The following is a 19,968-nucleotide window of genomic DNA, read 5'->3' on the forward strand; positions in this document are numbered from 1 at the left end:
GACGCCGGCGGGCGGGCGGTGACGCCCTCCTCCTGGTGCGGCGGTTCCTGGTCGTCGCCGGGGAACGTCGCCGGCGGCAGGGTGGCCACGTCGTGCTCCGCGCGCCACAGCGGGCCCCTGGTCTCCGGGAGCTTCGGGAAGGGCTTGCCCGCCGGGAGGCCGAGGGCCGAGGTGAGGTCGCCGAAGGTCCGCCGCCGCCAGTCGCTGATGTTGGGCTCGCGCACTCCGGTGACGCGCTCCAGGAACCTCAGGACCGAGGTGTGGTCGAAGGGTTCGCCCGCCACGTAGCCGCCCTGGCTCCAGGGCGAGACGACGAAGCAGGGCACCCGGATCCCGGCGCCGATCGGCGCCCCGCGGGCGAACTCGTCCGGGGTGCCCGCGGGCGCCAGCGGCGGGACGACGTGGTCGAACAGCCCGTCGTTCTCGTCGTAGTTGACGATGAAGACGGTCTTGTTCCAGATGTCCGGGTTGGCGGCGACCGCGTCCAGCTGCCGGGCCAGGTAGTCGGCCCCGGCGGCGGGCAGGTAGTCCGGGTGCTCGCACTGCGGCGACGCCGGGATGATCCACGAGACGGTCGGCAGCCGGCCCGCGCGCGCGTCGTCGGCGAACCCGTCCCCCGAGGTGATGGTCAGGCCGTGCTCGTAGAGGGGGTTCCCCGGCCCCGCGTCCTGGAAGGTCTGGAAGAACTCCAGCGGGTTGCAGCCGTAGTCGTCCTCCTCCTGGTAGACGTGCCAGGAGACGCCGGCCGCGGTGAGCCGCTCCGCGTAGGTCGTCCAACGGAACGGCTTGGGGATGTCATTGCTGGTGACCGGCCCGCCGTGGCGGCCGCCCGGGTCGATCGTGCCGGTCCAGAGGTAGAGCCGGTTCGGCCAGGTCGGGCCGAGCACGGAGCAGTGGTAGGCGTCGCACAGGGTGAAGGCCTCGGCGAGCGCGAAGTGGAACGGGATGTCGTCGCGCGTGTAGTAGCCCATCGTGTAGGGGCCGTGCTTCTCGCCGTCGGCCTTGCGGTGCGCGGGAACCCAGTTGTCCATCCTCCCGCCGTTGACGGCCGCGTGCTGCACGGTCCAGGCGTGGCTGGTGGACGGGATGGCCTGGGAGCTGGTGGTCCGGGTGTCGAGGTGGAAGGGCAGCAGATAGCCCTCGGGGTTGACGGGGTCGGGCTGGTGGAAGACGGACCGGCCGTCGGGGAGGGTCACGGCGTCCGGGTCGTCGAAGCCGCGGACCCCGCGCATCGTGCCGAAGTAGTGGTCGAACGAACGGTTCTCCTGCATCAGGACCACGACGTGCTCGATCTCGTCCAGGCTTCTCAGGCGTCGCGGAGGCCGGGCCGCCGCGCTTCTGAGATGGGGCGGGAAGAGGGAGGACGCCGCGGCCAGACCGCCCGCGCCCAGTGCCGATCCGAGGAGCCGTCTTCGGGAGAGCTCGGCCATGTTGTCACCTCGTCGCAGAGGGGCCGGAGTGCGCCGACGCACACCGAGTGGCTCTGTTCCTACACAACGGACCGCGCGCCCGTCAGCCGTCGGGAGGCAGAACGTCCGGAAGCGGAGCCCCCACGGGCGGGTGAACAGACCCCGAGCGCACCGGAATTGCCGTATATAGACGGGTAGTTGAGGGAATTCTCAGACTTTCCGTGTACGGTCCTCTCATGTCGCCCGTCCCGCGCCCGCTCCGCGTCTGCCAGTTCGTGGCAACCGCCTTCCTCGCGGGGCTCCTCGCCGCCGGCGCCGCCCTGCCCCTCGTGGGCACGCTGGGCGCGTACGCCAGGACCTCGGCGAAGGGCTTCGACGCCCTGCCCGCCGACCTGAGGACGTCCACCCTCGACCAGTCCTCCCGGATCTACGACGCCGACGGCGGGCTCATCGCCACCGTGTACGCCCGCGACCGCACCGTCGTGCCCGGCGACCGCATCGCCCCGGTCATGCGCCGGGCGATCGTCGACATCGAGGACCACCGCTTCTACGAACACGGCGCCCTCGACCCCACGGCCGTGCTGCGCGCCGTCCGCAGGAACGCCGGCAGCGGCCGCGTCGCCCAGGGCGCCTCCACCCTCACCCAGCAGTACGTGAAGAACGTCTTCGTCGAGGCCGCGGGCGACGACGCCGCGGCCGTGCGGCGGGCCCAGCGCCAGACCCTCGACCGCAAGGTCCGGGAACTGCGCTACGCGATCGGCCTGGAGAAGAGCCTCTCCAAGGAGCAGATCCTCACCGACTATCTCAACATCGCCTTCTTCGGCGAGCGGGCGTACGGCGTGGAGGCCGCGGCGGAACGGTACTTCAGCGTGCACGCCGCCGATCTCTCCCTGCCCCAGGCCGCGCTCCTGGCCGGCCTGGTCCAGTCACCGAGCGCCTACGACCCGATCGCCCACCCCCGCCTCGCCAAGGAGCGCCGGGACACGGTCCTGCGGGCCATGGCCCGCTACGGCACCGTCCGCGAGGAGCAGGCCCGGCAGGCCGCCGCCCAGCCGCTCGGGCTGCACCCGAGCGCGCCGCGCCAGGGCTGTGCGACGGCCGGCGACGGCGCCGGGTTCTTCTGCGACTACGTGCGCCATGTGCTCCTCACCGACCCGGCGTTCGGCCGGACCCCCGCCCGGCGGCAGGCTCTGTGGCAGCACGGCGGACTGGAGATCCGCACCACCCTCGACCCCAAGGCGCAGCAGGCGCTCCAGCGTTCGGTCACCTCGCATGTGGACACCACCGACGAGGCCGCCGCCGCGATGGTGATGGTCCGGCCCGGCACCGGGCGGATCGTGGCGATGGGCCAGAGCCGCGTGTACGGGTCGGGCGCGCACCGGACGCAGATCAACCTCGGGGTGGGTACGAAGGCGGGCGGCGGGCTGGGGTTCCCGACCGGCTCCGTCTTCAAGCCGGTCGTGGCGGCGGCCGCCCTGGAGAACGGCGTCCGGCCGTCGCAGCGGTACCCCTCGCCGTACGCCATGCCCTGGCCGGCCATGACCGACTGTGCGGGGCGGCGGTATCCCGAGGCCGGGGAGGTGCACAACGACAGCCCGTCGCTGGTCGGCCCGTTCGCGATGCCGGAGGCCATGGCCAAGTCCGTCAACACCTACTTCGCCCGGCTGGAGGCCGACACGGGGCTGTGCGAGGTGGCCACCACGGCAGGCAGGCTGGGGATCACCGGGCAGGCGGACGGCAGCCGGCTCCAGGTGGTGCCCTCCCTCACTCTCGGCACCAACGACCTCACCCCGCTCGATGTGGCCAACGTCTACGCGACGTTCGCGGCCCACGGCATGTACTGCTCCCCCGTGGCCGTCATGTCGGTGCGGACGCCGGACGGCCGCAGCCTGTCCGTGCCGCGGGCGGGCTGTCACCGGGCGCTGTCCGCCGGCACCGCCGATGCGGTCACCGGCATGCTGAAGGGCGTCGTCGAGGACGGCACGGGCAAACCGGCGGGGCTCACCGGCCGCGACAGCGCGGGCAAGACCGGCACGACGGAGGCCAGCAAACAGGTCTGGTTCGCCGGGTACACGCCCGAGCTGTCCGGTGCCGTGGTCGTCGGCGACACCGATCGTCCGCGGGATCTCGACGGCCAGAGCATCGGCGGCGACGTCGTCGGCCGGGCCTTCGGCGGCACGCTGGCCGGGCCGGTCTGGCACGACGCGATCGAGGGGGCGCTCGACGGGGAGCCGGCGGGCCGGTTCGTCCCCGGCCCCGGCCCCGGCTCCGGATCCGGCTCCGACGGGTAGGCACCGGGGCGGGGGCGCCCGGCAGCACCCTGGGCGTGCGCCCGCGCCCGGTTCGTGTTTGGCTGACGACGAGTCCCCCTCCCTCATGCACCCACCAGGAGTGACCATGGGCGATGCCGACGAGACCACCGAGAAGGCCCGGCAGATCCGCGACAAGGCCCGGCAGCTGGACGAACGCGCGCAGCACACCGACGACCCGCGCGAGCGCGAGCGCCTCCAGGCCCGGGCCCGCGAGCTGCGCGAGCACGGCAGCCGCAAGACCGAGGCCGAGGGGACGAAGGGACGCCCCCGCCCGATGTGACGTCACGGCGGCGGCCCCGGCGGTTCCGGGCGGCCGTCAGCCTCCGCCGTGGGCCGCGGCCCGGGCCGCGCGCACCGCGCGGTGCGCATGGCGGGCGACCCGGTCCGTGGCGGCCCGCTCGGCGAGCCTGTGACGCAGCCCGCGGTGGGCCGGCCCGGGGAAGACCCGGTGATCGAGGCCGACCGCCGCCAGCAGGGCACCCAGCCGCGCGGCGCGGGGGTCGGCCGCGGCGTTCGCTTCGCCCTGCGCCGCCCCTTCCACCCGTGAGCGCACTTCCGCGGCCAGGTCGCGGCGGAGCAGCGGATAGCGGGTGGCCGGCAGGACGCCCGCGAGGCGGCGGTGCTGCCGCCGCACCGCACCGCGCTCGGCCAGCCGGTCGCCGTACCGGGTGATCAGGCTCCGCCGCGCGTGCTGGCCCAACCACCCTCTGGTGAGCGGCCGCTGTGCCGTGCCGGAGGGGGCGGTGGCGGTGAACCGCTTCCCGTCGGCCTCGGGGCGCACCGCCCCGGTCAGTTCCTGCTCCATCAGCTCCGCCGCGGCCAGTGCGTACCGGACCCGCAGCCCGCTGCTCACCCGTCCCGAGGCAGGGACGAGGGCGAGCAGCAGCAGTTCCTCGGCCAGGGCGAGGTGTTCGTCGCCGGGGACGGTCATACCCACCAGGGTAGGGCTGTCCCGGCAGGCCGGTCACCCCGTCGGCGGGTTCCCGGGAGCGCGGAAGCCGTCGGTCCGGCGGTCCGTCCTGACGGGCACCCGGCGCGGTCCGCGCACCAGCAGGCCCGGACGGTAGGGCAGTTGGCCGGGGTCGGCGGCGAGGGACAGGTCCGGGAGAGTCCGGAAGAGCAGGGGCAGGGCGATCGTCGCCTCAAGGCGGGCCAGGCGGGCACCGGGGCAGAAGTGCGGGCCGTGGCCGAACGCGACGTGCGGGGCCGGGCGTTCATTCCCGGGGAGGTGGCGGGCCGGGCGGAAGGCGTCGGGGTCGGGGAAGTGCTCGGGGTCGCGGCCGGCAGCCGCGAGGACGACGAGGACCGAGGCGCCGGCGGGCAGTGCCGCTCCCCCGCCGAGGTCCACCGGCTCGGTCGTGCGCCGCCAGGTGGTGCCCTCCAGCGGGCTGGCGTGCCGGAGCGTCTCCTCGACGACGGCGGCCCAGCGCCCGGGTCCGTCGCGCAGGGCCGCGGCGCGCTCGTCGGGGTGGGTGAGGAGCAGGAGCGAGGCGGAGGCGAGGAGGTTCATGGTGGTCTCGTAGCCGGCGAACAGCAACAGGAAGGCCATCGCGAGCAGTTCGGCGTCGTCGAGGCCGCCCCCGTCGGTGTCGTGCACCAGGGCGCTGAAGAGGTCGTCGCCGGGGGCGCGCCGTTTGTCGGCGATGAGGCCGGTGAAGTAGGAGTGGAGAGCGGACCACGCCTCGTCCACCGCGCCGGGCGCGAGCGCGTCGGCGGGCGAGCCGACCCGGTAGGTCCACTCGCGCAGCTCGGCCCGGTCGGCCTCCGGTACGCCCAGCACTTCGCCGATGACGAGGACGGGCAGGGGGAAGGCGAAGGCGTCGACGAGGTCGGCGGTGCCGTCCCGCTCCAGCGCGGCGGCCAGGTCCGCGACCAGCCCGGCCGCCAGGCGCTCGATGCGCGGGCGCAGGGCGTCCACGCGGCGGGGGGTGAACGCGGCCGTGACCAGGCGCCGGAGCCGGGTGTGGTCGGGGGCGTCGGAGTTGAGCATGTGCCGGGCGAGGCAGGCCCGGGCGCGTTCGGCCGGGGAGTCGGGCCTGGGCCGCCCGGCCCGCTGCGGCGGGACGTTGGAGAAGCGCGGGTCGGCGAGGACCTCCCGGGCCTGCCGGTAGCCGGTGACGAGCCAGGCGTGCGTGCCGTTGGCGAGCTCCACCCGCGCGGCGGGCCCCCGGGCGCGCAGCCGTGCGTAGTACGGGTGGGGGTCGCGCGCGAAGGCGGGGTCCGCCGGGTTCAGGAGTTCGGCCACTCGCACATCCTCACCGATCATCGGGGGCCGCGGTCCTGGGACAACAGTCAGGGCCTGGAGTGCTGGGCTGTGGGGTTCCTACAAGCCGGGCGGTCACCGGTCCCCGACGTTCCGGAACTGCCCGAGGTACACCGGCGTCCCCTTCTCCACCCGCCACAGGAACAGTCCGGGGCTCATCTCCACCGCACCGGTGTCCGTCCGGAAGGCGAGGGTGCGGGTGACGCCCCGGTACGGGAGGGCGCGCAGGCGGTGGGTGAAGGTGCCCCGGTCCACCGCGCCCGTTCCCATGGCGGTCAGGGTTCGGGCGGCGAGGCCGAGTGCGTCGTAGGCCTCGGCGGCTCCCCGCTCGACGTGCCGGGCGCCGTAGCGCTGCCGATAGGACCGTACGAAGCCGGCGGCCGGCTCCACTCGCGCCGGGTCCACGAACGTCGTGGAGAAGACCGCTCCCTCGGCCGCCGCGCCCGCGCCCCGCAGGAACGCGGGGTCGAGGACCGGTTCGGTCGCCGCGAAGGTGCCGGTCACCCCGGCCGTCCGCAGCGCCCGCGCGCAGGAGGCGGCGCGCCGGGGGGAGTTGCCGCAGTAGACGACGGCCTGGGCGTGCGCCGCGAGGGCGGCCGTGGCGGTGGGGCCGAAGTCGTCGGTGGCGGCGGCCACGGTGTGCGTGGTGACCGTGCCGCCGGAGGACAGGGCGTCCGTCAGCGACTTGGCGATCAGCCAGCTGTGGCCGGGGGTGGCGCGGTCGTCGACGAGGGCGGTGCGGACGACGGGGCGGACGCCGGTGAGGTAGTGGACGAGAGGGGCGGCGAGCACGGAGTCGGGGGGCCTGATCTGGAACACGGCAGGGGCGGTGGTCGACACGGTGCCGTACAGGTCGTCGGAGCCGGCCCACGCCGTCAGCATCGGCAGCGATGCCGCGTTGTAGGTGTCCCGCGCCGCGAGGGCGGTGGCGTCGGACGTCGGTCCGATGACGGCGCAGACCTGGTGGTCGGCGACGAGCCGCCGGGCCGTTTCCCTGGCCCGGGCCGTGTCCCCCCGGTCGTCATGGGTCCGCAGGACGAGGTCGAAGTGCCGGTCCGTGAGCGCGTTGTGCTGTTCCACCGCGAGCCGGACGCCCTGCTGGACCGCGACGCCGAGGGGTTTTCCGGGGCCGGTCAGATCGGCGTGCACGGCGATGGCGCGGGAGGGACGGGAGTCGGCGGCGGGCGACGGGGGGTGTCTGCCGGCGGCGAGCCATGCGGCGGCGCCGCCCGCGGCCAGGAGACCCGCCCCCGAGGCGCCCAGCAGCAGGAAGCGGCGGCGGCTCGGCGCGGGCGGAGCGTCCGCCACCGGTGCCACGGCGGTCCGTTCGGGATCGGGCAGGTCCAGGACCTGGGCCGCGCGTTCGGCGATCATCGCGGGCAGGCCCGCCGGCAGCCAGTCGTCGTCCGCGAAGTCGCCGAGTCCGGCGCGGAGTTCGGGGACGGTGGGGCGGTCGGCCGGATCCTTGGCGAGGCAGCGGGCGGTCAGGGCGCGGAGCGCGGCGTCGGGGACGCCGTCGAGGTCGGGCTCCTCGTGGACGGTCCGGAAGAGCGCGGCGACCGCCCCTCCGCCGCCGAACGGCGGCCGGCCGCTCGCCGCGTAGGCCAGCAGGCAGCCCAGGGAGAAGACGTCGCTGGGCGGGCCGGGCTCCTCGTCGCGCGCGCGGGCCTGTTCGGGCGAGAGGTAGCCGGGGGTGCCGATGACGACGTCGGTCGCGGTGAGGGCGGTGGCGCCGCCGACCCGGGCGATGCCGAAGTCGATGAGGCGGGGGCCGTCGAGGGCGAGCAGGACGTTGCCGGGTTTGATGTCGCGGTGGACGAGCCCGGCGGCGTGGACGGCCGCCAGTGCCTCGGCGAGCCGGGCGCCGAGCGCGCGGACGCTCGCCGGGGGCAGCGGCCCGTACGCGGCGACGGCCTCGGCGAGCGAGGGACCGGGGACGAAGGCCGTGGCGATCCAGGGCTCGGCCGCGTCCGGGTCGGCGGCAGTGACGGGCACGGTCCACCGGCCACAGACCCGGGCGGCGGCGCGGGCCTCCCTGCAGAACCGGGCCCGGAAGCCGGGGTCGGCCGCGTGCTCGGCACGGATGACCTTGAGGGCGGCGAGGGCGCCGCCCTCGGAACGGGCGAGATAGACCACGCCCATGCCGCCCGCTCCGATCCGGGCGAGCAGCCGGTGGCCGCCGATGGTTTCGGGATCGCCCGCGACGAGCGGACGCACCGTCATCTCCCCCTCGGCCGCGGCGCCTTGTCCGGGGCCGGGCCCAGATACCGGAAGGCGCCGCCGCGCACCTGGTGGACGAAGCTGGCGGGGGTCGCGAGCATCGGGGTTCCCACCGTCCGGGAGTCGAAGGCGAAGTCCCGGGTGATCCCCCGGTACTTGGCCGCCTTCAGGGGGGCGACGAGCGCCTCGCGTGCCGGGCGCCCGCCCCCGGCCGAGGTGAGCTGCCGGATCAGCAGGCCCGCGGCGTCGTAGCCCTCCGCCGCCCAGAAGCCGGGGGCATGGCCGTACCGCGTGCGGAAGGCCCGGGCGAAGGAGCGCACGGAGGGCGCGTCGGGCCCGATCGCACCGGCCACGACCGACCAGCCCGCGGCGGACGGCTCGGCGGCGAACCGGGCGTCGAGGGCGGGCTCGGCCGCGTACTTCGGCCCGTCGAAGCCGGCCAGCCCCCTGGCCGCCCGGACGGCCCCGTCGAGCGGGCCCGCGTAGACGAAGGCCTTGATGCCGGCGGAGCGCATCTCCTGGAGGACGGGGGCGAGTTCCGCCGTCCCGGCCGGGACGACGCGGGGATGGGTCGCGGCACCGTACTTCCCGACGATGACGTTGATCATCTGGATGGACATCCAGGACAGGTCGCCGCCGCTGCGGTCCAGCAGGAGGCCGACGGGGGCGGCAGCACTGGTGGCCTCCAGGTGGAAGGCGAGTTTCGTGGCGACCGCGTTGTGCAGGGGGCGGCCCCGGACGAAGGAGCGGATGTTCCGGAACAGGTTCTGCCCGGCGGACATGCTGATCACGGGCAGCAGGGCGGCGTCGTAGACCGGCAGTGCCGCCTGGGTGGTGGCGTCGGTGCTGGAGCCGACGACGGCCAGGACGTCCGCGTCGTCGACGAGGCGCTGGGCCGCCGCGGTGGCGCGGCCGCCGTCCCCGCCGTCGTCGGAGGTCTTCAACTGCAGCGTGAACGGCTTGTCGCGGCGGGCGTTGAACTGCTCGACGGCGAGTCGTGCCCCCTGCTCCTGGGCCTGTCCGGCCGCCTTCCCGGGGCCGCTGAGGTCGGCCTGGACACCGATCGCCCAGCCGGGCGCGGCCTGCTTCTTCCCCGTACCGCCGCTGCCGCTGCCGCGCAGCGCCGTCCAGGCCACCGCGCCGCCACCCGCGGCGAGGACGGCGGCGCCGGCCGACGCGACGGTGAGGAAACGGCGCCGGGAGGGCGCGGGCGGGAGAGGCGGGTCGGCGACGGTGGCCTCGATCTCCGGCAGGGCCAGCATGTCGGCCGACCGCCGGGCGATCATGCGGACGACGGCGTCGGGCAGCCAGTCGGCGGTGCCGGACGGGACGTCCTCGACGAGGGCCGCGTCGAGCCCGGCCGGGGTCGGCCGGGCGGCCGGGTCCTTGGCGAGGCACCGCAACAGGACGACGGCCAGTTCCTCCTCCACGCCGTCGAGTTCGGGCTCGTCGTGGACGGTGCGGTAGAGCAGGCCGGCGACCGGGCCGCCGCCGAAGGGCGGCCGCCCGGTCGCCGCGTACGCCAGCACGCAGCCCAGCGAGAACACGTCGCTCGCCGGACCGATCCCGTCGCCGCGGGCCGCGGCCTGCTCCGGGGAGAGGAAGCCGGGGGTGCCGACGACGAGGTCGGCGGAGGTGAGCGCGGTGTCGTCGGGGGAACGGGCGATGCCGAAGTCGATGAGACGGGGCCCCTGGGCGGCGAGCAGGATATTGCCGGGCTTGACGTCCCGGTGGACCAGCCCCGCCCCGTGGACGGCCGCGAGGGCGCGGGCCAGCATCTTGCCGAGCACCCGCACGGCCCGCGGGGGCAGCGGTCCGTGCTGCGCGACGGCGTCGGCGAGCGAGGGCCCGGGCTCGAAGGCCGTGGCCAGCCAGGGCCGTTCGGCCTCCGGGTCGGCGCCGGTCACCTTGACCACCCAGGGGCTGTCCACCCGCCCCGCGGCGCGCGCCTCGCGGCGGAAGCGCGTACGGAACGCGTCGTCGTGGGCGTACTCGGCCCGGATCACCTTCACCGCGGCGAGCGATCCCGCCTCCGTACGGCCGAGATAGACGACGCCCATGCCGCCCTCGCCGAGCCGGGCGAGGATGCGGTGGCCGCCGACGAAGGAGGGGTCCGTGGGACGCAGGGAGTGGCCGGTCACCTCCGGGCCCCCAGCCTGGTGCGCACCTTCGTCTCCATCGTGGCGATCGCCCGTGCGGGGATGACCAGCAGGTCGTTCAACCCGTAGCCGGCGCCGCCCTGGACGGCGACGGCGAGGGTGACCGGGCCGAGCCGGGCCTGGCTCCAGACGTAGTGGGTGGCTTTCACGCCGAGGGCGGGGTCGGCGTAGGTGCCGATCTCGGTGAGGTAGTCGTCGGCCGAGGTGTTGCCGTTGCTGCCGTAGCCGGAGCCTACCGAGTTCAGGCCCGATATCCGTTCGGTCGCGCGGAGTTGCTGGTCGGGACAGCGCAGAGCCTGCTCCAGCGTGTCGGCGATCTCCCAGTCGGCCTGGGCCGCGGTGCGGTGGACGGTGACGGTCGCGGCGGTGCGGACCTCTCCCCTGCCGTCGGCGGCGGGGAGCCTGCTGTAGCGGGTGAGGCTCCCCAGGACGTCCCCGGGCAGCGCCTCCTGCCTCCAGACGCAGTCCGTGCCCAGGACCGGGCGGTCGGCCGGGTCGCTCTCGTACGGGGTGCGCTTCTCATAGCCGGGCCCGTAGCCTTCGGGGCCCACGACGACGGCGCGCAGGAGTTCGAGGGCGGCGGACCGGTTCCCGGGAAGGCGCGCCGGGTCGGCCGCGAAGCGGGTACCGGCCGCGTCCGCGGTCGCGGAGGCGGAGGCGCCCGTCCGCTCGGGCCGGCTCCTCCCGTTCCCGTCACTCGCGTTCCCGCCGCCTGCGTTCCCGTCGCTTGCGCCCGAACAGCCCGCGAGCAGGGCGCCGCAGACGGCCAGCTCCGCGGATAACCGTCTTCTGCGCCTGCGCGCCCCTGTGTTCGTCACAACTCTCCGTTCCGCGACGGCTTCCCGGCCCGTCCCACGGGGGCGGGGGGGGAAGCTGCATCGATCAACTCGTCCGATACTCAAGGTACTCAAGGGGCGAGGACGCGACGGGGCGCGCGGCAGCCGGGCCGGGCTCCCGACGGCACTGTCGACGCCACGCCGGACCCCGCGGGGCAGTGCAGAAGATGCCGAACCGGCCTTGTGGCGTCGGCGGCGCTCACCCTAGGCGAAGCGCTCCCGGAGAAGGAAGGGTTTCCCGTACCGGGAGAGTGCAAAGTCACCTCCGTGCCGGCGTCACAGCGAGGCGAGCACACGGACCCGGTCGGCCATGACCCGCCTGGCCACGTCCGTGTCGAAGGCGATGCCCTCGAACGCGTGCGGGACGCCCGCGCGGCTCAGCCGCAGGGCGTAGGTGAGGTCCTCGTCGCGGAAGATGTCCAGCCGGCCGACGTCGATGTACGCCGGTGGCAGCCCGGCGGCGCCATCCACACCCTCGGCCTCGTGCTCGCCGCTCTGTCGGCCATCGGCGCGGTCCTCACCTATCTCGCGCTCGCACCCGCCGCACCTCGCCCGCGGCGGGCACCGGCCGCCTGACGGCCCGCCGTCCCCTGCCCGACGGAACTTCCGCAGGCGCGCGGGTTGCGTGATGTTGGCCGGAATCGGGGGCTGGCAGCGGTCTCCACGCGCCACGAAGATGCTGCACTGCCGGATGGGATCATCAAGAAGGGCGGGAATTCATGGAATTACGGCGAAGAGTGTGGAGAGGCAGGAGAGCCGGGGCTGTTGTGCATGGTGCGGTTGCGCTGGCGCTCGCCTGTGCCGGGGTCGCCATGGCTCCCGGGGCGGCCTCCGCCGCACCTGTCGCCGCCGTACCTGTCGCCACCGTACCGACCGCCGCCTCCGACTGCCTCACGGACACCGGTGCCAAGGGCCTGGCGAGCGGCCCCGTGCCCGACAGTCTGATCTCCATGGGCCGCGCGGACGGGCGAACGGCCCAGTTCCAGCTCTTCTACGACAGGACGGCGACCCGGGGCCTGCCGTTCGTGTGGCATCGGGAACAGGACGGGCCGGGCGGAGCATACGGGCCGTGGGAGCGGGTCGGCGCGGCGACCGTGGGGCCGAAGAGCTACGCCATCACGGCTGTCGAGAACTCGGCGGGCGACCTGGAGCTGCTGTTCTCCACGTACGGCTCGTTCTGCCACACCGTGGAGAACGACTCCGGAGACGGCTGGAGCGCGCCGGACGATTTCGGGCTCGCCCCCATGCCCTACCACGGCGACGTCGCGCTGTTCAAGGAACGGGACGGCAGCATCGACGCCTTCGCCGACGGGTCGCGGTTCGGCAGCGCGATGCAGGTACGGCACCAGGAGGATGCGGACGCGGGCTGGGGTCCGGTCCGGTCCATGGGCCAGGTCCCGGAACCAGGTGTGAACCTGGGCCGGCCGACCGCCGTGGAGCAACTCCCCGACGGCCGGCTCCATGTGGTGGCGCAGGAGTGGAACAGGGTGCGCTTGTGGGAGGTCTACCAGTCGGAACCGGGCGGCGGTTGGGGCCCGTGGCAGCGGCAGTCCGCAGGATAGGCATCGATCGGGCGGTCCCCCGGCATCCGCGGCGAACGGTGACGACTCACCCGCTGTGCTCGGGGCACCGGCCGGCGTTCACAGGTCGTTGCCCGCGTAGGAGAGGTTGAAGCTCTTGTTGGTCAGGGGGAAGTCCGGAACGATCGTGTCCGCCAGGGCGACGGGCAGGGCGGGCCAGTTGAAGAAGGACGGGTCGACGGGTTTGACCCGGGCGAGGGTCTGATCGGGGGCGAGTTCGACGCGGGTGGTGATGGTGCCGCGCCAGCCCTCGACGATTCCCGCCCCCGAGCGCGGGCCGGGGCCGCCGCCGGGGCCCAGGGGGACCCGGACGGTGCCCGGCCGCAGGCCGTCGGTGAGGTGGTCGACGAGGGCGAGGGAGGCGTCGATCTCCTCCGCGCGGACGAGGAAGCGGGCCAGCACGTCACCGGTGAGACGGGTCGGCACCGACAGCGCACCGCCCAGGTCGAGGAAGGGATGGGACAGCCGGGCGTCGATGTCCAGGCCGCTGGCCCGGGCCACGTATCCGAGGCAGCCGAGGTCCCGCGCGGCGGTGGGGGCGAGCCGGGCCGTGGTGGTGAAGCGGTCGCGTACGGTGCTGTGGCCGAGGGCGAGGTCGACGATCTCGTGGATGTCGGCGGCGATCGCTCTCATCCGCCGTGGGTCGGGCAGGGCCCGCAGTGCCGCGCCGCCGGGGAGGACGCCGCCGCGCAGCAGGCGGTGTCCGGTGATCCGGTCGTTGCAGCGCAGGAGTTGCTCGCGGACGCGCAGGGCGTGGGCGTTGAGGATGCCGTGGCCCACGTCGTTGCAGAGCGCGCCGATGTCGGTGATGTGGTTGTAGAGCCGTTCCATTTCCAGCAGCAACGCCCGCGCTCGTTGGGCCTGTTCGGGCACGACGGTCGCGGTGGCCTCCTCGACGGCGAGGCAGTAGGCGAGAGCGTGGCCGACGGCGGTGTCGCCGCTGATGCGTTCGGCCAGGGGAAGACCGCGCTCGACGGTGCGGCCCTGGAAGAGCTTTTCGATTCCCTTGTGGACGAACCACAGGCGGGCCTTGAGTTTGATGATGGTCTCGCCGACGACCGAGAACCGGAAGTGGCCGGGTTCGATCAGTCCGGCGTGGACCGGGCCGACGGGGATCTCGTACACGCTGTCGCCCTCGACCTCGTGGAAGGGGTAGGGGCCTTCCGGCTCGCAGAACGACGGAGGGGGGCCGGCGTCGGGGCGCATGGGGTACCAGCCGCGCGGCCAGTGGTAGTGGCGCACCAGGCGCCGGGGCAGCGGATGGCCGAGCGGTACGACACCGTGCAGGTCGCGCATTTCCCGTTCGAACCGGCCGGCGGGGAAGGAGAGATGGGCCACGGTGGGCACTTCGGGGGCGTCCGGGTCCAGACGCACATGGAGTTCGGTGCGGGTGTCCGGCGGGCCGGAGACAAACAGATAGACCACCCGCAGGGCCGTCTCGTCGTGGTGGGCGGCGACCAGGGCGAGCCGGTGACCGCGGGCCAGCAGCTCGCCGACGCGGGTCACCAGGCGGTCCGGTCCGGTCGCCTCGGTGGTGCGAGGGTCCATGGTCACCGCCCTCCGGTGAGCACGGCGGCATCGTGCAGCAGCCCGGTCAACGGGCCCGTGGTGGTGCCGAGGAGGGCGCAGGCCAGCAGCCCGGCCACGAGCGGGGCCGCCGCGACCGCTCCGGTCCGCGTCGCCCCGGCCGGGGCCCCGGGAGCCGGCGGCGGCGGTCCGAGCAGCATCCGTGCGGTGCGCAGCGCCAGCGCCGCGAACGCGGCGAGGACCAGGAGCAGGGCCAGAGCGACGGGCCATCCCATGCCGGCGGTGAACCCGGCGCGGACCATGGCGAGTTCGGAGGCGAACAGGCTGAACGGCGGCATCCCCAGCAGGGCGAGCACCGCCAGCCCGAAGGCCGCGCCGGGCACCGGTGACCGGGCCAGCAGCCCGCGGACGCGCCCGATGGCGCTGGTGCGGCACAGCTGGAGGATGTGCCCGGCCGAGCAGAACGCCACGGACTTGGCCAGGCCGTGTCCGGCGATGTGCAGCAGGACCGCGGCGGCGGCGAGCGGGGTGCCGACGGCGCTGCCCAGGGCGATCAGGCTCATGTGCTCCATGCTCGAATAGGCGAGCATGCGTTTGTAGTCGCGCTGGCCCAGCAGGAGTCCGGTCGCGGGGGCCAGGGTCGCCAGCGCGATGACGGCGAGCAGGAGACGGAGATAGCCGGTGCCCAGGGCCGCGTCGGCGATGACCTTGTAGCGCAGGATCGCGGTGAAGGCGACCGAGAGCAGCACTCCGGACATCAACGCCGAGACGGGCGCGGGGGCTTGGCTGTGTGCGTCCGGCAGCCAGGCGTGCAGCGGCACCAGGCCCGCCTTGGCGCCGAAGCCGAGCACGATCAGGCCGATGCCGAGGCGGGTGACGGCCGGGTCGAGCCCGTGGGCGTGCGCGGCCAGGGTGGGCCAGTCCAGCGCCGCCGACTCGGGAATTCCCGCGCGGCGGGCCGCGTAGTAGATCAGCACGGTGCCGAGGAAGGCGAGCGCGATGCCCACCGAGCAGATCACCACGTATTTCCAGGCGGCCTCGACAGAGGTGCGGGTGTTGCGGTGGCCGACGAGGAACGCGGTCATGACGGTGGTGGCCTCGATGGCGACCCACAGCACACCGAGGTTCCCGGCGAGCACGGCCGCGGACATCGCCGCGAGGAAGAGGTGCACCAGGACGCAGTAGCGGCGGACGTCCCGCTCGTCGGCCCGGCCCGCCCGGCGTTCGCCCGCGAGGTACGCGGGACCGGCGGCGCACGCCGACGCGGCGACGGCTCCGACGACCAGGAGCATCCACACGGTCAGCGCGTCGGCCCGCAGCAGACGGCCGTGGGCGGTGACGGGCCCGTGGCGGACCGCGGCCAGGGCGGCACCGGTGGCCAGGATCACGGCCGGCGGGACCAGGCCCGCCCAGCCGGTGACCGGGCGCCGGGACGGCCACAGGTAGGCGGCTGCGGTCGCCAGTGGCACGGCCACGGGAAGCATGAGCAGCACATCGGTGGTGGCTGCGCTCGGAGAGGTCGGCATCAGTCGTGGAGCTCCCGCAGGTCGTCGATGTCCGTTCCGCCGAAGGCGGCCCGCATCCGGGTGGTGAGCAGGTACAGGACCAGAACGGCGAGCAACAGGTCGAAGGAGACACCGAGTTCCACGATCAGGGGCACGCCCGAGGTGGCGAGGAACGCGGTCGCCGTGATCCCGTTGTCCAGGCTGAGGAAACCGACCATCTGGGCCAGTGCCCTCCGCCGGGTGACCAGGATGAAGAAGCCGATCAGGACGACGGCCAGTCCCACCGGCAGTGCGCGGGTCGCGGGCGAGGGCGCCAGCTCGGCCAACGGGCGGGCCGCCGCGTACGCGAGCAGCGTCAGCACCGCCGCGGCCAGCAACGACGCGGCCACGTTGACCAGGGGCTGGGTCTCGCGGGTCTGCCCGCTGCGCACCAGGGCCCGCCGCATCAGATACGGCAGCACCCCGGCCCGCAGCACCCCGACTCCGACGGCGACGCCGGCCAGGTCCCCACGGCCCTCGTGCGCCCCGAGCAGCACGCCCATGGCGGCCAGCGCGATGCCCTGCAGGGCGAGGACCTTGACGATCGCGGACAGTCGGCGATACCACAGCACCAGCACCGAGGCCAGCAGGAAGGCACCGCAGGCGAGGTCGAGGAGCTGGGTGTAGACGCTTTCGCTCACCGTCGGCTCACTCTCCGGTCAGGAAGTACGAGGCGGTCACCGAGAGCAGTGCCAACAGGAAGGACCCGGCGAGGAGTTCGGGCACCCGGAACAGACGCACCTTGGCCCAGAAGACCTCCGCCACCGCCAGTCCCGTCCCCAGCACCACCACCTTGACGGCGAACAGGACGAGTCCGATGACAACCGCGCCCGGCGCGGTGGTGGTGGCGATCCCCCACGGTGCGGCCAGGGAGGCGAGCAGGCCGAGGAGGACGGCGAGCCGCATCTGGGCGCCGAGTTCGACCAGGGCCAGGTCGGGTCCGGCGTACTCCAGGACCATCGCCTCGTGGATCATGGTCAGTTCGAGGTGGGTGGAGGGGTTGTCCACCGGCAGCCGCCCGGTCTCGGCCAGTGTCACCACGGCCAGTGCCACGATCGCCAGCAGGCCGGAGGGCGAGGCGAGGCGGACGGGGTCATGGATGCGGTCGCCGACGATGTGCGCCAGATTGGTGGAACCCGACGGCACCGACAGCGCGAGGGCCGCCAGCAGGATCGTCGGTTCGACCAGCGCGGCGACCGTCATCTCCCGCGACGCTCCCATGCCGCCGAACGCCGTGCCCGTGTCCAGCCCGGCGAGCGCCAGGGCGACCGTGCCCAGGGCGAGCAGCGCCACCACCACGATCAGGTCGGCGCTCCCGCTGACCGGGGTCACGGTCGATGCCATCGGCACCAGGGCCGCGATGACCGCGGCGGTGACGGCCGGCAGCAGGGGCCCGGCGCGGAAGGCGGGCCCGGTACCGGCCGGGGAGACGGGCTGTTTGCGCAGCAGCTTGCGCACGTCCCGCCACGGCTGGGCGATCCCCGCCCCGGCGCGGCCTTCCAGGACGGCCCTGGTCTGCCGCATCAGCCCGGTCAGCAGCGGTGCCCCGCCGGTCACGAGGACGACCTGGCCGGCCATCGCGGCCGTTCCCGCGCCGTTCACCGGACCCCCGCCAGGATCACCAGGAGGACGACCAGGCCGAAGAAGCCGTAGCCTAGGTACAGCCGCAGACTGCCGCCCGCCAGCCGCCGGGCGCTCGTGCCCGCACCGGACAGGGCCGCCAGCACCGGCCGGTACAGCCGGTGTTCGATCCGGTCCGGCACCCGGCTCTGGTAACGCACCTTCTCCACCAGGTAGGCCGACTCCTGCGCATGGGTGACGTCGACGTCCCGTTCCGGGGCGAGGACGTCGTCGAAGACCCGTTGCAGCGGCTCCGCGAACGACGTCGCCGTGTAGGCCATGCGCGGCGTCGGGGCGCCGCCACCGCAGTCCCACAGCCTCACCTGCCCGCGTCGCCGGCGGCGGCCGGCCGACCGTGCCAGGCCGGTGACCGCCAGGACGCCGACGGCCAGCGCCACCGCCATCCACAACGGCGAGAACATCGCGGGAAAGCCTGCCAGACGCAGCCGCAGCACTCCGCTGTCGAGCGCCTCGCCACCGGCCGGGCCGGCCGCGGCAGTTGCCCGCGACAGTCCTGCCGCCAGCGCCCCGGGGACCAGGGCGAGAGCCGCGCAGGCAATGGCGAGCAGCCCCATGCCCGCCAGCATCGTCGGCGGGCTCTCCCGCGCTCCTGCCGCCCCCTCGCTGCGCGGCTGCGCGAAGAAGCCGACTCCTAGCGCCTTGACGAACACGGCGGCGGCCAGCCCCGCCGACAACGCGACGGCGGCGACGGCCACCGGCAGCACCACCGCCGTGGTCACCCCCGGCACGGCGAGGCCGTGGATCAGCGCCTGCAACAGCGTCCACTCGCTGACGAAGCCGTTGCCCGGCGGGAGTGCCACCGCACCCAGTGCGGCCACGGCGAACAGCCCGGCCGTCACCGGCATCCGCGCCCGCAGACCGCCCAGCAGGTCCAGGTTGCGTTCCCCGGTGGCTTTCAGGACCGAACCGGCCCCGCAGAACAGCAGCGCCTTGAACATCGCGTGGTTGACCACGTGCAGGAGCGCCGCTGTCAGCGCGAGCGCGGCGGGCGCCCGGCCGCCTGCCGCGGCGAACAGTCCCGCCGCACCCACCCCGATCAGTACGAGCCCGAGGTTCTCGCTCGTGGAGTAGGCCAGCAGCCGCTTGAGATCCTTGGCCATGGCCGCCTGCAGGATCCCGTACACCGCCGACAGCGCGCCCATCGCCAGCGCGAGCAGCCACCACCAGCGCGGGCCGCCGCCCAGCAGACCGAACCCGACGCGCACGATCCCGTACACGCCCAGGTTGACCATGGCCGCGCTCATCAACGCCGAGACCTGGCTGGGGGCTTCGGGATGCGCGCGCGGCAGCCAGGCGTGCAGCGGCACCATGCCGGCCTTCGACGCGAAGGCCACCAGTGCCAGGACGAAGACCGTTCCCCGCGCGGCCGGTGACATCCCCGCCGCCCCCGCGCGCAGGGCGGCGAACGTCTCGCCGCCCGCCCCGGCCGCGAACAGCGCGAAGGCGGCCAGCAGCGACACCAGGCCCAGGTGCGTCATCACGGCGTACCAGAGCCCGGCCCGCCGCACCTCGGCCCGCCGGCGGTGCTCGGCCACCACCAGCAGCAGCGAGGTCAGCGCCATCGCCTCCCACAGCAGCAGGAACGTCGAGACGCCCGCGGCCGCCGGGACGAGGACCAGGGTGCCCGCGAAGACGGGCCACGCGGCCTGTACCCAGCGGGCCTCGCCGCCGTGGCCGGCGTACCCGATCCCGTAGACGGCGACCGCGACGGCCACGACGCCCGTGACCGCCATGAACAGTCCCGACAGCGCGTCCACGGCGAGATGGACGCCCGCGAGCGGCAGCAGTCCGGGGAACGACGCCGACCAGCGCGCACCCCGCAGCGCGGCGGCACCGGCCACCACGCCGCCCGCCCCGACCCCGGCCGTGCACACCCCGGCCACCACGACCCGGGCCCGGGGCGGCAGCGACACACCGGCCGCCGCGCCCGCACCCGCCAGTCCCGCACCGGCGGCCAGGGCGGGCCCGATGCCGTTCACCGGCCGGTCACGGTGCGCAGCGCCGCCACGACGGCCTCCGGCCTCGGCGGACACCCCCGGACCTCGATGTCCACGGGGACGACGTCGGCGACCGCGCCCTCCACTCCGTAACCCCCGGCGAACTCACCGCAGTTCATCGCGCAGTCGCCCACCGCGACGACCAGCCGGGGCTCGGACATCGCTTCCACCGTGCGCCGCAGCGCCGTGGCCATGTTGCGGGTGACCGGGCCGGTCACCAGCGCGGCGTCCGCGTGCCGCGGCGACGCCACCAGGCGGGCTCCGTACCGCTCCGCGTCGTAGACCGGCCCGAACGCGTTGCCGATCTCGATCTCGCACCCGTTGCACGAGCCGGCGTCCACGCATCTGACCTGCATCGACCCTCGCAACTCCCTTAGCTCCGGGGGAATTTGCCCGGTGGGCCGGGGTGGGGCGGGCTCGGCCGTCCGCCCGGTCCGACGGATCTTGCGCAACAGGCTCACGACAGCCCCTCCACGTTCC

15 protein-coding genes and 1 pseudogene are annotated in these 19,968 nt (G+C 74.4%); 3 read left to right on the plus strand and 13 right to left on the minus strand.

Going from position 1 to position 19,968, the window contains the following annotated elements; genetic code table 11:
• Positions 1-23 precede the first annotated feature (23 nt).
• Positions 24-1,430 (minus strand): annotated as a pseudogene (locus AB8735_RS01940) (alkaline phosphatase family protein); the annotation flags it as partial.
• Positions 1,431-1,645: 215 nt separating this feature from the next.
• Between AB8735_RS01940 and AB8735_RS01945 the strand changes: the two are divergent.
• Together AB8735_RS01945 and AB8735_RS01950 are read left to right on the plus strand one after the other, a co-directional pair.
• Positions 1,646-3,700: a transglycosylase domain-containing protein gene (locus AB8735_RS01945; RefSeq protein ID WP_372404736.1), complete on the plus strand. Its 2,055-nt coding sequence runs from the start codon at positions 1,646-1,648 to the stop codon at positions 3,698-3,700.
• 106 nt (positions 3,701-3,806) lie between these two features.
• The gene (locus AB8735_RS01950; protein ID WP_344026491.1) at positions 3,807-4,001 is read left to right on the plus strand and encodes a DUF6381 family protein; all 195 of its coding nucleotides are present in this window, start codon (positions 3,807-3,809) and stop codon (positions 3,999-4,001) included.
• 36 nt (positions 4,002-4,037) lie between these two features.
• Here AB8735_RS01950 and AB8735_RS01955 read toward each other — a convergent pair whose 3' ends face one another.
• The 6 genes from AB8735_RS01955 to AB8735_RS01980 all read right to left on the minus strand — a co-directional run bounded on the left by AB8735_RS01955 (position 4,038) and on the right by AB8735_RS01980 (position 11,670).
• The gene (locus tag AB8735_RS01955) at positions 4,038-4,652 is read right to left on the minus strand and encodes a GPP34 family phosphoprotein (protein ID WP_372404738.1); all 615 of its coding nucleotides are present in this window, start codon (positions 4,650-4,652) and stop codon (positions 4,038-4,040) included.
• A 33-nt stretch (positions 4,653-4,685) separates the two neighbouring features.
• Positions 4,686-5,966, minus strand: coding sequence for a cytochrome P450 (locus tag AB8735_RS01960; RefSeq protein WP_372404739.1), 1,281 nt, complete (start codon positions 5,964-5,966; stop codon positions 4,686-4,688).
• Between the two features lie 93 nt (positions 5,967-6,059).
• Positions 6,060-8,207 (minus strand): bifunctional serine/threonine-protein kinase/ABC transporter substrate-binding protein, encoded by a 2,148-nt coding sequence (locus AB8735_RS01965; RefSeq protein WP_372404740.1) that lies wholly within the window; start codon positions 8,205-8,207, stop codon positions 6,060-6,062.
• Positions 8,204-10,345 (minus strand): bifunctional serine/threonine-protein kinase/ABC transporter substrate-binding protein, encoded by a 2,142-nt coding sequence (locus tag AB8735_RS01970; protein WP_372404741.1) that lies wholly within the window; start codon positions 10,343-10,345, stop codon positions 8,204-8,206. The genes AB8735_RS01965 and AB8735_RS01970 overlap by 4 nt, the downstream gene beginning before the upstream one ends.
• Positions 10,342-11,181, minus strand: a complete 840-nt coding sequence (locus AB8735_RS01975) for a hypothetical protein (protein ID WP_372404743.1) — start codon at positions 11,179-11,181, stop codon at positions 10,342-10,344. The genes AB8735_RS01970 and AB8735_RS01975 overlap by 4 nt, the downstream gene beginning before the upstream one ends.
• A gap of 294 nt (positions 11,182-11,475) precedes the next feature.
• On the minus strand, positions 11,476-11,670 hold the full coding sequence (locus AB8735_RS01980) for a hypothetical protein (protein WP_372404745.1): 195 nt from the start codon (positions 11,668-11,670) through the stop codon (positions 11,476-11,478).
• Positions 11,671-11,966: 296 nt separating this feature from the next.
• Between AB8735_RS01980 and AB8735_RS01985 the strand changes: the two genes are divergently transcribed.
• Complete coding sequence (locus tag AB8735_RS01985) at positions 11,967-12,761, plus strand: hypothetical protein (protein ID WP_372404747.1); 795 nt, start codon at positions 11,967-11,969, stop codon at positions 12,759-12,761.
• A gap of 78 nt (positions 12,762-12,839) precedes the next feature.
• On the opposite strand, the gene AB8735_RS01990 is transcribed toward AB8735_RS01985, so the two are convergent.
• Genes AB8735_RS01990 through AB8735_RS02015 form a run of 6 tightly spaced genes read right to left on the minus strand, consistent with a single transcriptional unit; the run spans position 12,840 to position 19,844 of the window.
• Positions 12,840-14,327, minus strand: a complete 1,488-nt coding sequence (locus tag AB8735_RS01990) for an NADH-quinone oxidoreductase subunit C (RefSeq protein WP_372404748.1) — start codon at positions 14,325-14,327, stop codon at positions 12,840-12,842.
• Positions 14,328-14,329: 2 nt separating this feature from the next.
• Positions 14,330-15,832 carry a proton-conducting transporter membrane subunit gene (locus AB8735_RS01995; RefSeq protein WP_372404749.1) on the minus strand — a complete coding sequence of 501 codons (1,503 nt, stop codon included), beginning with the start codon at positions 15,830-15,832 and terminating at the stop codon, positions 14,330-14,332.
• Positions 15,832-16,491: a hypothetical protein gene (locus AB8735_RS02000; RefSeq protein WP_344026531.1), complete on the minus strand. Its 660-nt coding sequence runs from the start codon at positions 16,489-16,491 to the stop codon at positions 15,832-15,834. The genes AB8735_RS01995 and AB8735_RS02000 overlap by 1 nt, the downstream gene beginning before the upstream one ends.
• Positions 16,492-16,498: 7 nt before the next feature.
• Complete coding sequence (locus AB8735_RS02005) at positions 16,499-17,452, minus strand: respiratory chain complex I subunit 1 family protein (RefSeq protein ID WP_372404750.1); 954 nt, start codon at positions 17,450-17,452, stop codon at positions 16,499-16,501.
• Positions 17,449-19,470: a proton-conducting transporter membrane subunit gene (locus AB8735_RS02010; protein WP_372404751.1), complete on the minus strand. Its 2,022-nt coding sequence runs from the start codon at positions 19,468-19,470 to the stop codon at positions 17,449-17,451. Before AB8735_RS02010 ends, AB8735_RS02005 begins: the two co-directional genes overlap by 4 nt.
• Positions 19,467-19,844 carry an oxidoreductase gene (locus AB8735_RS02015; RefSeq protein WP_344026537.1) on the minus strand — a complete coding sequence of 126 codons (378 nt, stop codon included), beginning with the start codon at positions 19,842-19,844 and terminating at the stop codon, positions 19,467-19,469. The genes AB8735_RS02010 and AB8735_RS02015 overlap by 4 nt, the downstream gene beginning before the upstream one ends.
• Between the last annotated feature and the right edge of the window lie 124 nt (positions 19,845-19,968).

Origin of the sequence: Streptomyces luteireticuli (genome assembly GCF_041519305.1) — a bacterium.
GTDB classification, from domain to species: domain Bacteria; phylum Actinomycetota; class Actinomycetes; order Streptomycetales; family Streptomycetaceae; genus Streptomyces; species Streptomyces luteireticuli.

Bases quoted from the DNA above. Each gene is read 5' to 3' on its own strand.
- AB8735_RS01945 (WP_372404736.1), top strand. From the start codon at position 1,646: ATGTCGCCCGTCCCGCGCCCGCTCCGCGTCTGCCAGTTCGTGGCAACC.
- AB8735_RS01950 (WP_344026491.1), top strand. From the start codon at position 3,807: ATGGGCGATGCCGACGAGACCACCGAGAAGGCCCGGCAGATCCGCGAC.
- AB8735_RS01955 (WP_372404738.1), bottom strand. From the start codon at position 4,652: ATGACCGTCCCCGGCGACGAACACCTCGCCCTGGCCGAGGAACTGCTG.
- AB8735_RS01965 (WP_372404740.1), bottom strand. From the start codon at position 8,207: ATGACGGTGCGTCCGCTCGTCGCGGGCGATCCCGAAACCATCGGCGGC.
- AB8735_RS01990 (WP_372404748.1), bottom strand. From the start codon at position 14,327: ATGGACCCTCGCACCACCGAGGCGACCGGACCGGACCGCCTGGTGACC.
- AB8735_RS01995 (WP_372404749.1), bottom strand. From the start codon at position 15,832: ATGCCGACCTCTCCGAGCGCAGCCACCACCGATGTGCTGCTCATGCTT.
- AB8735_RS02015 (WP_344026537.1), bottom strand. From the start codon at position 19,844: ATGCAGGTCAGATGCGTGGACGCCGGCTCGTGCAACGGGTGCGAGATC.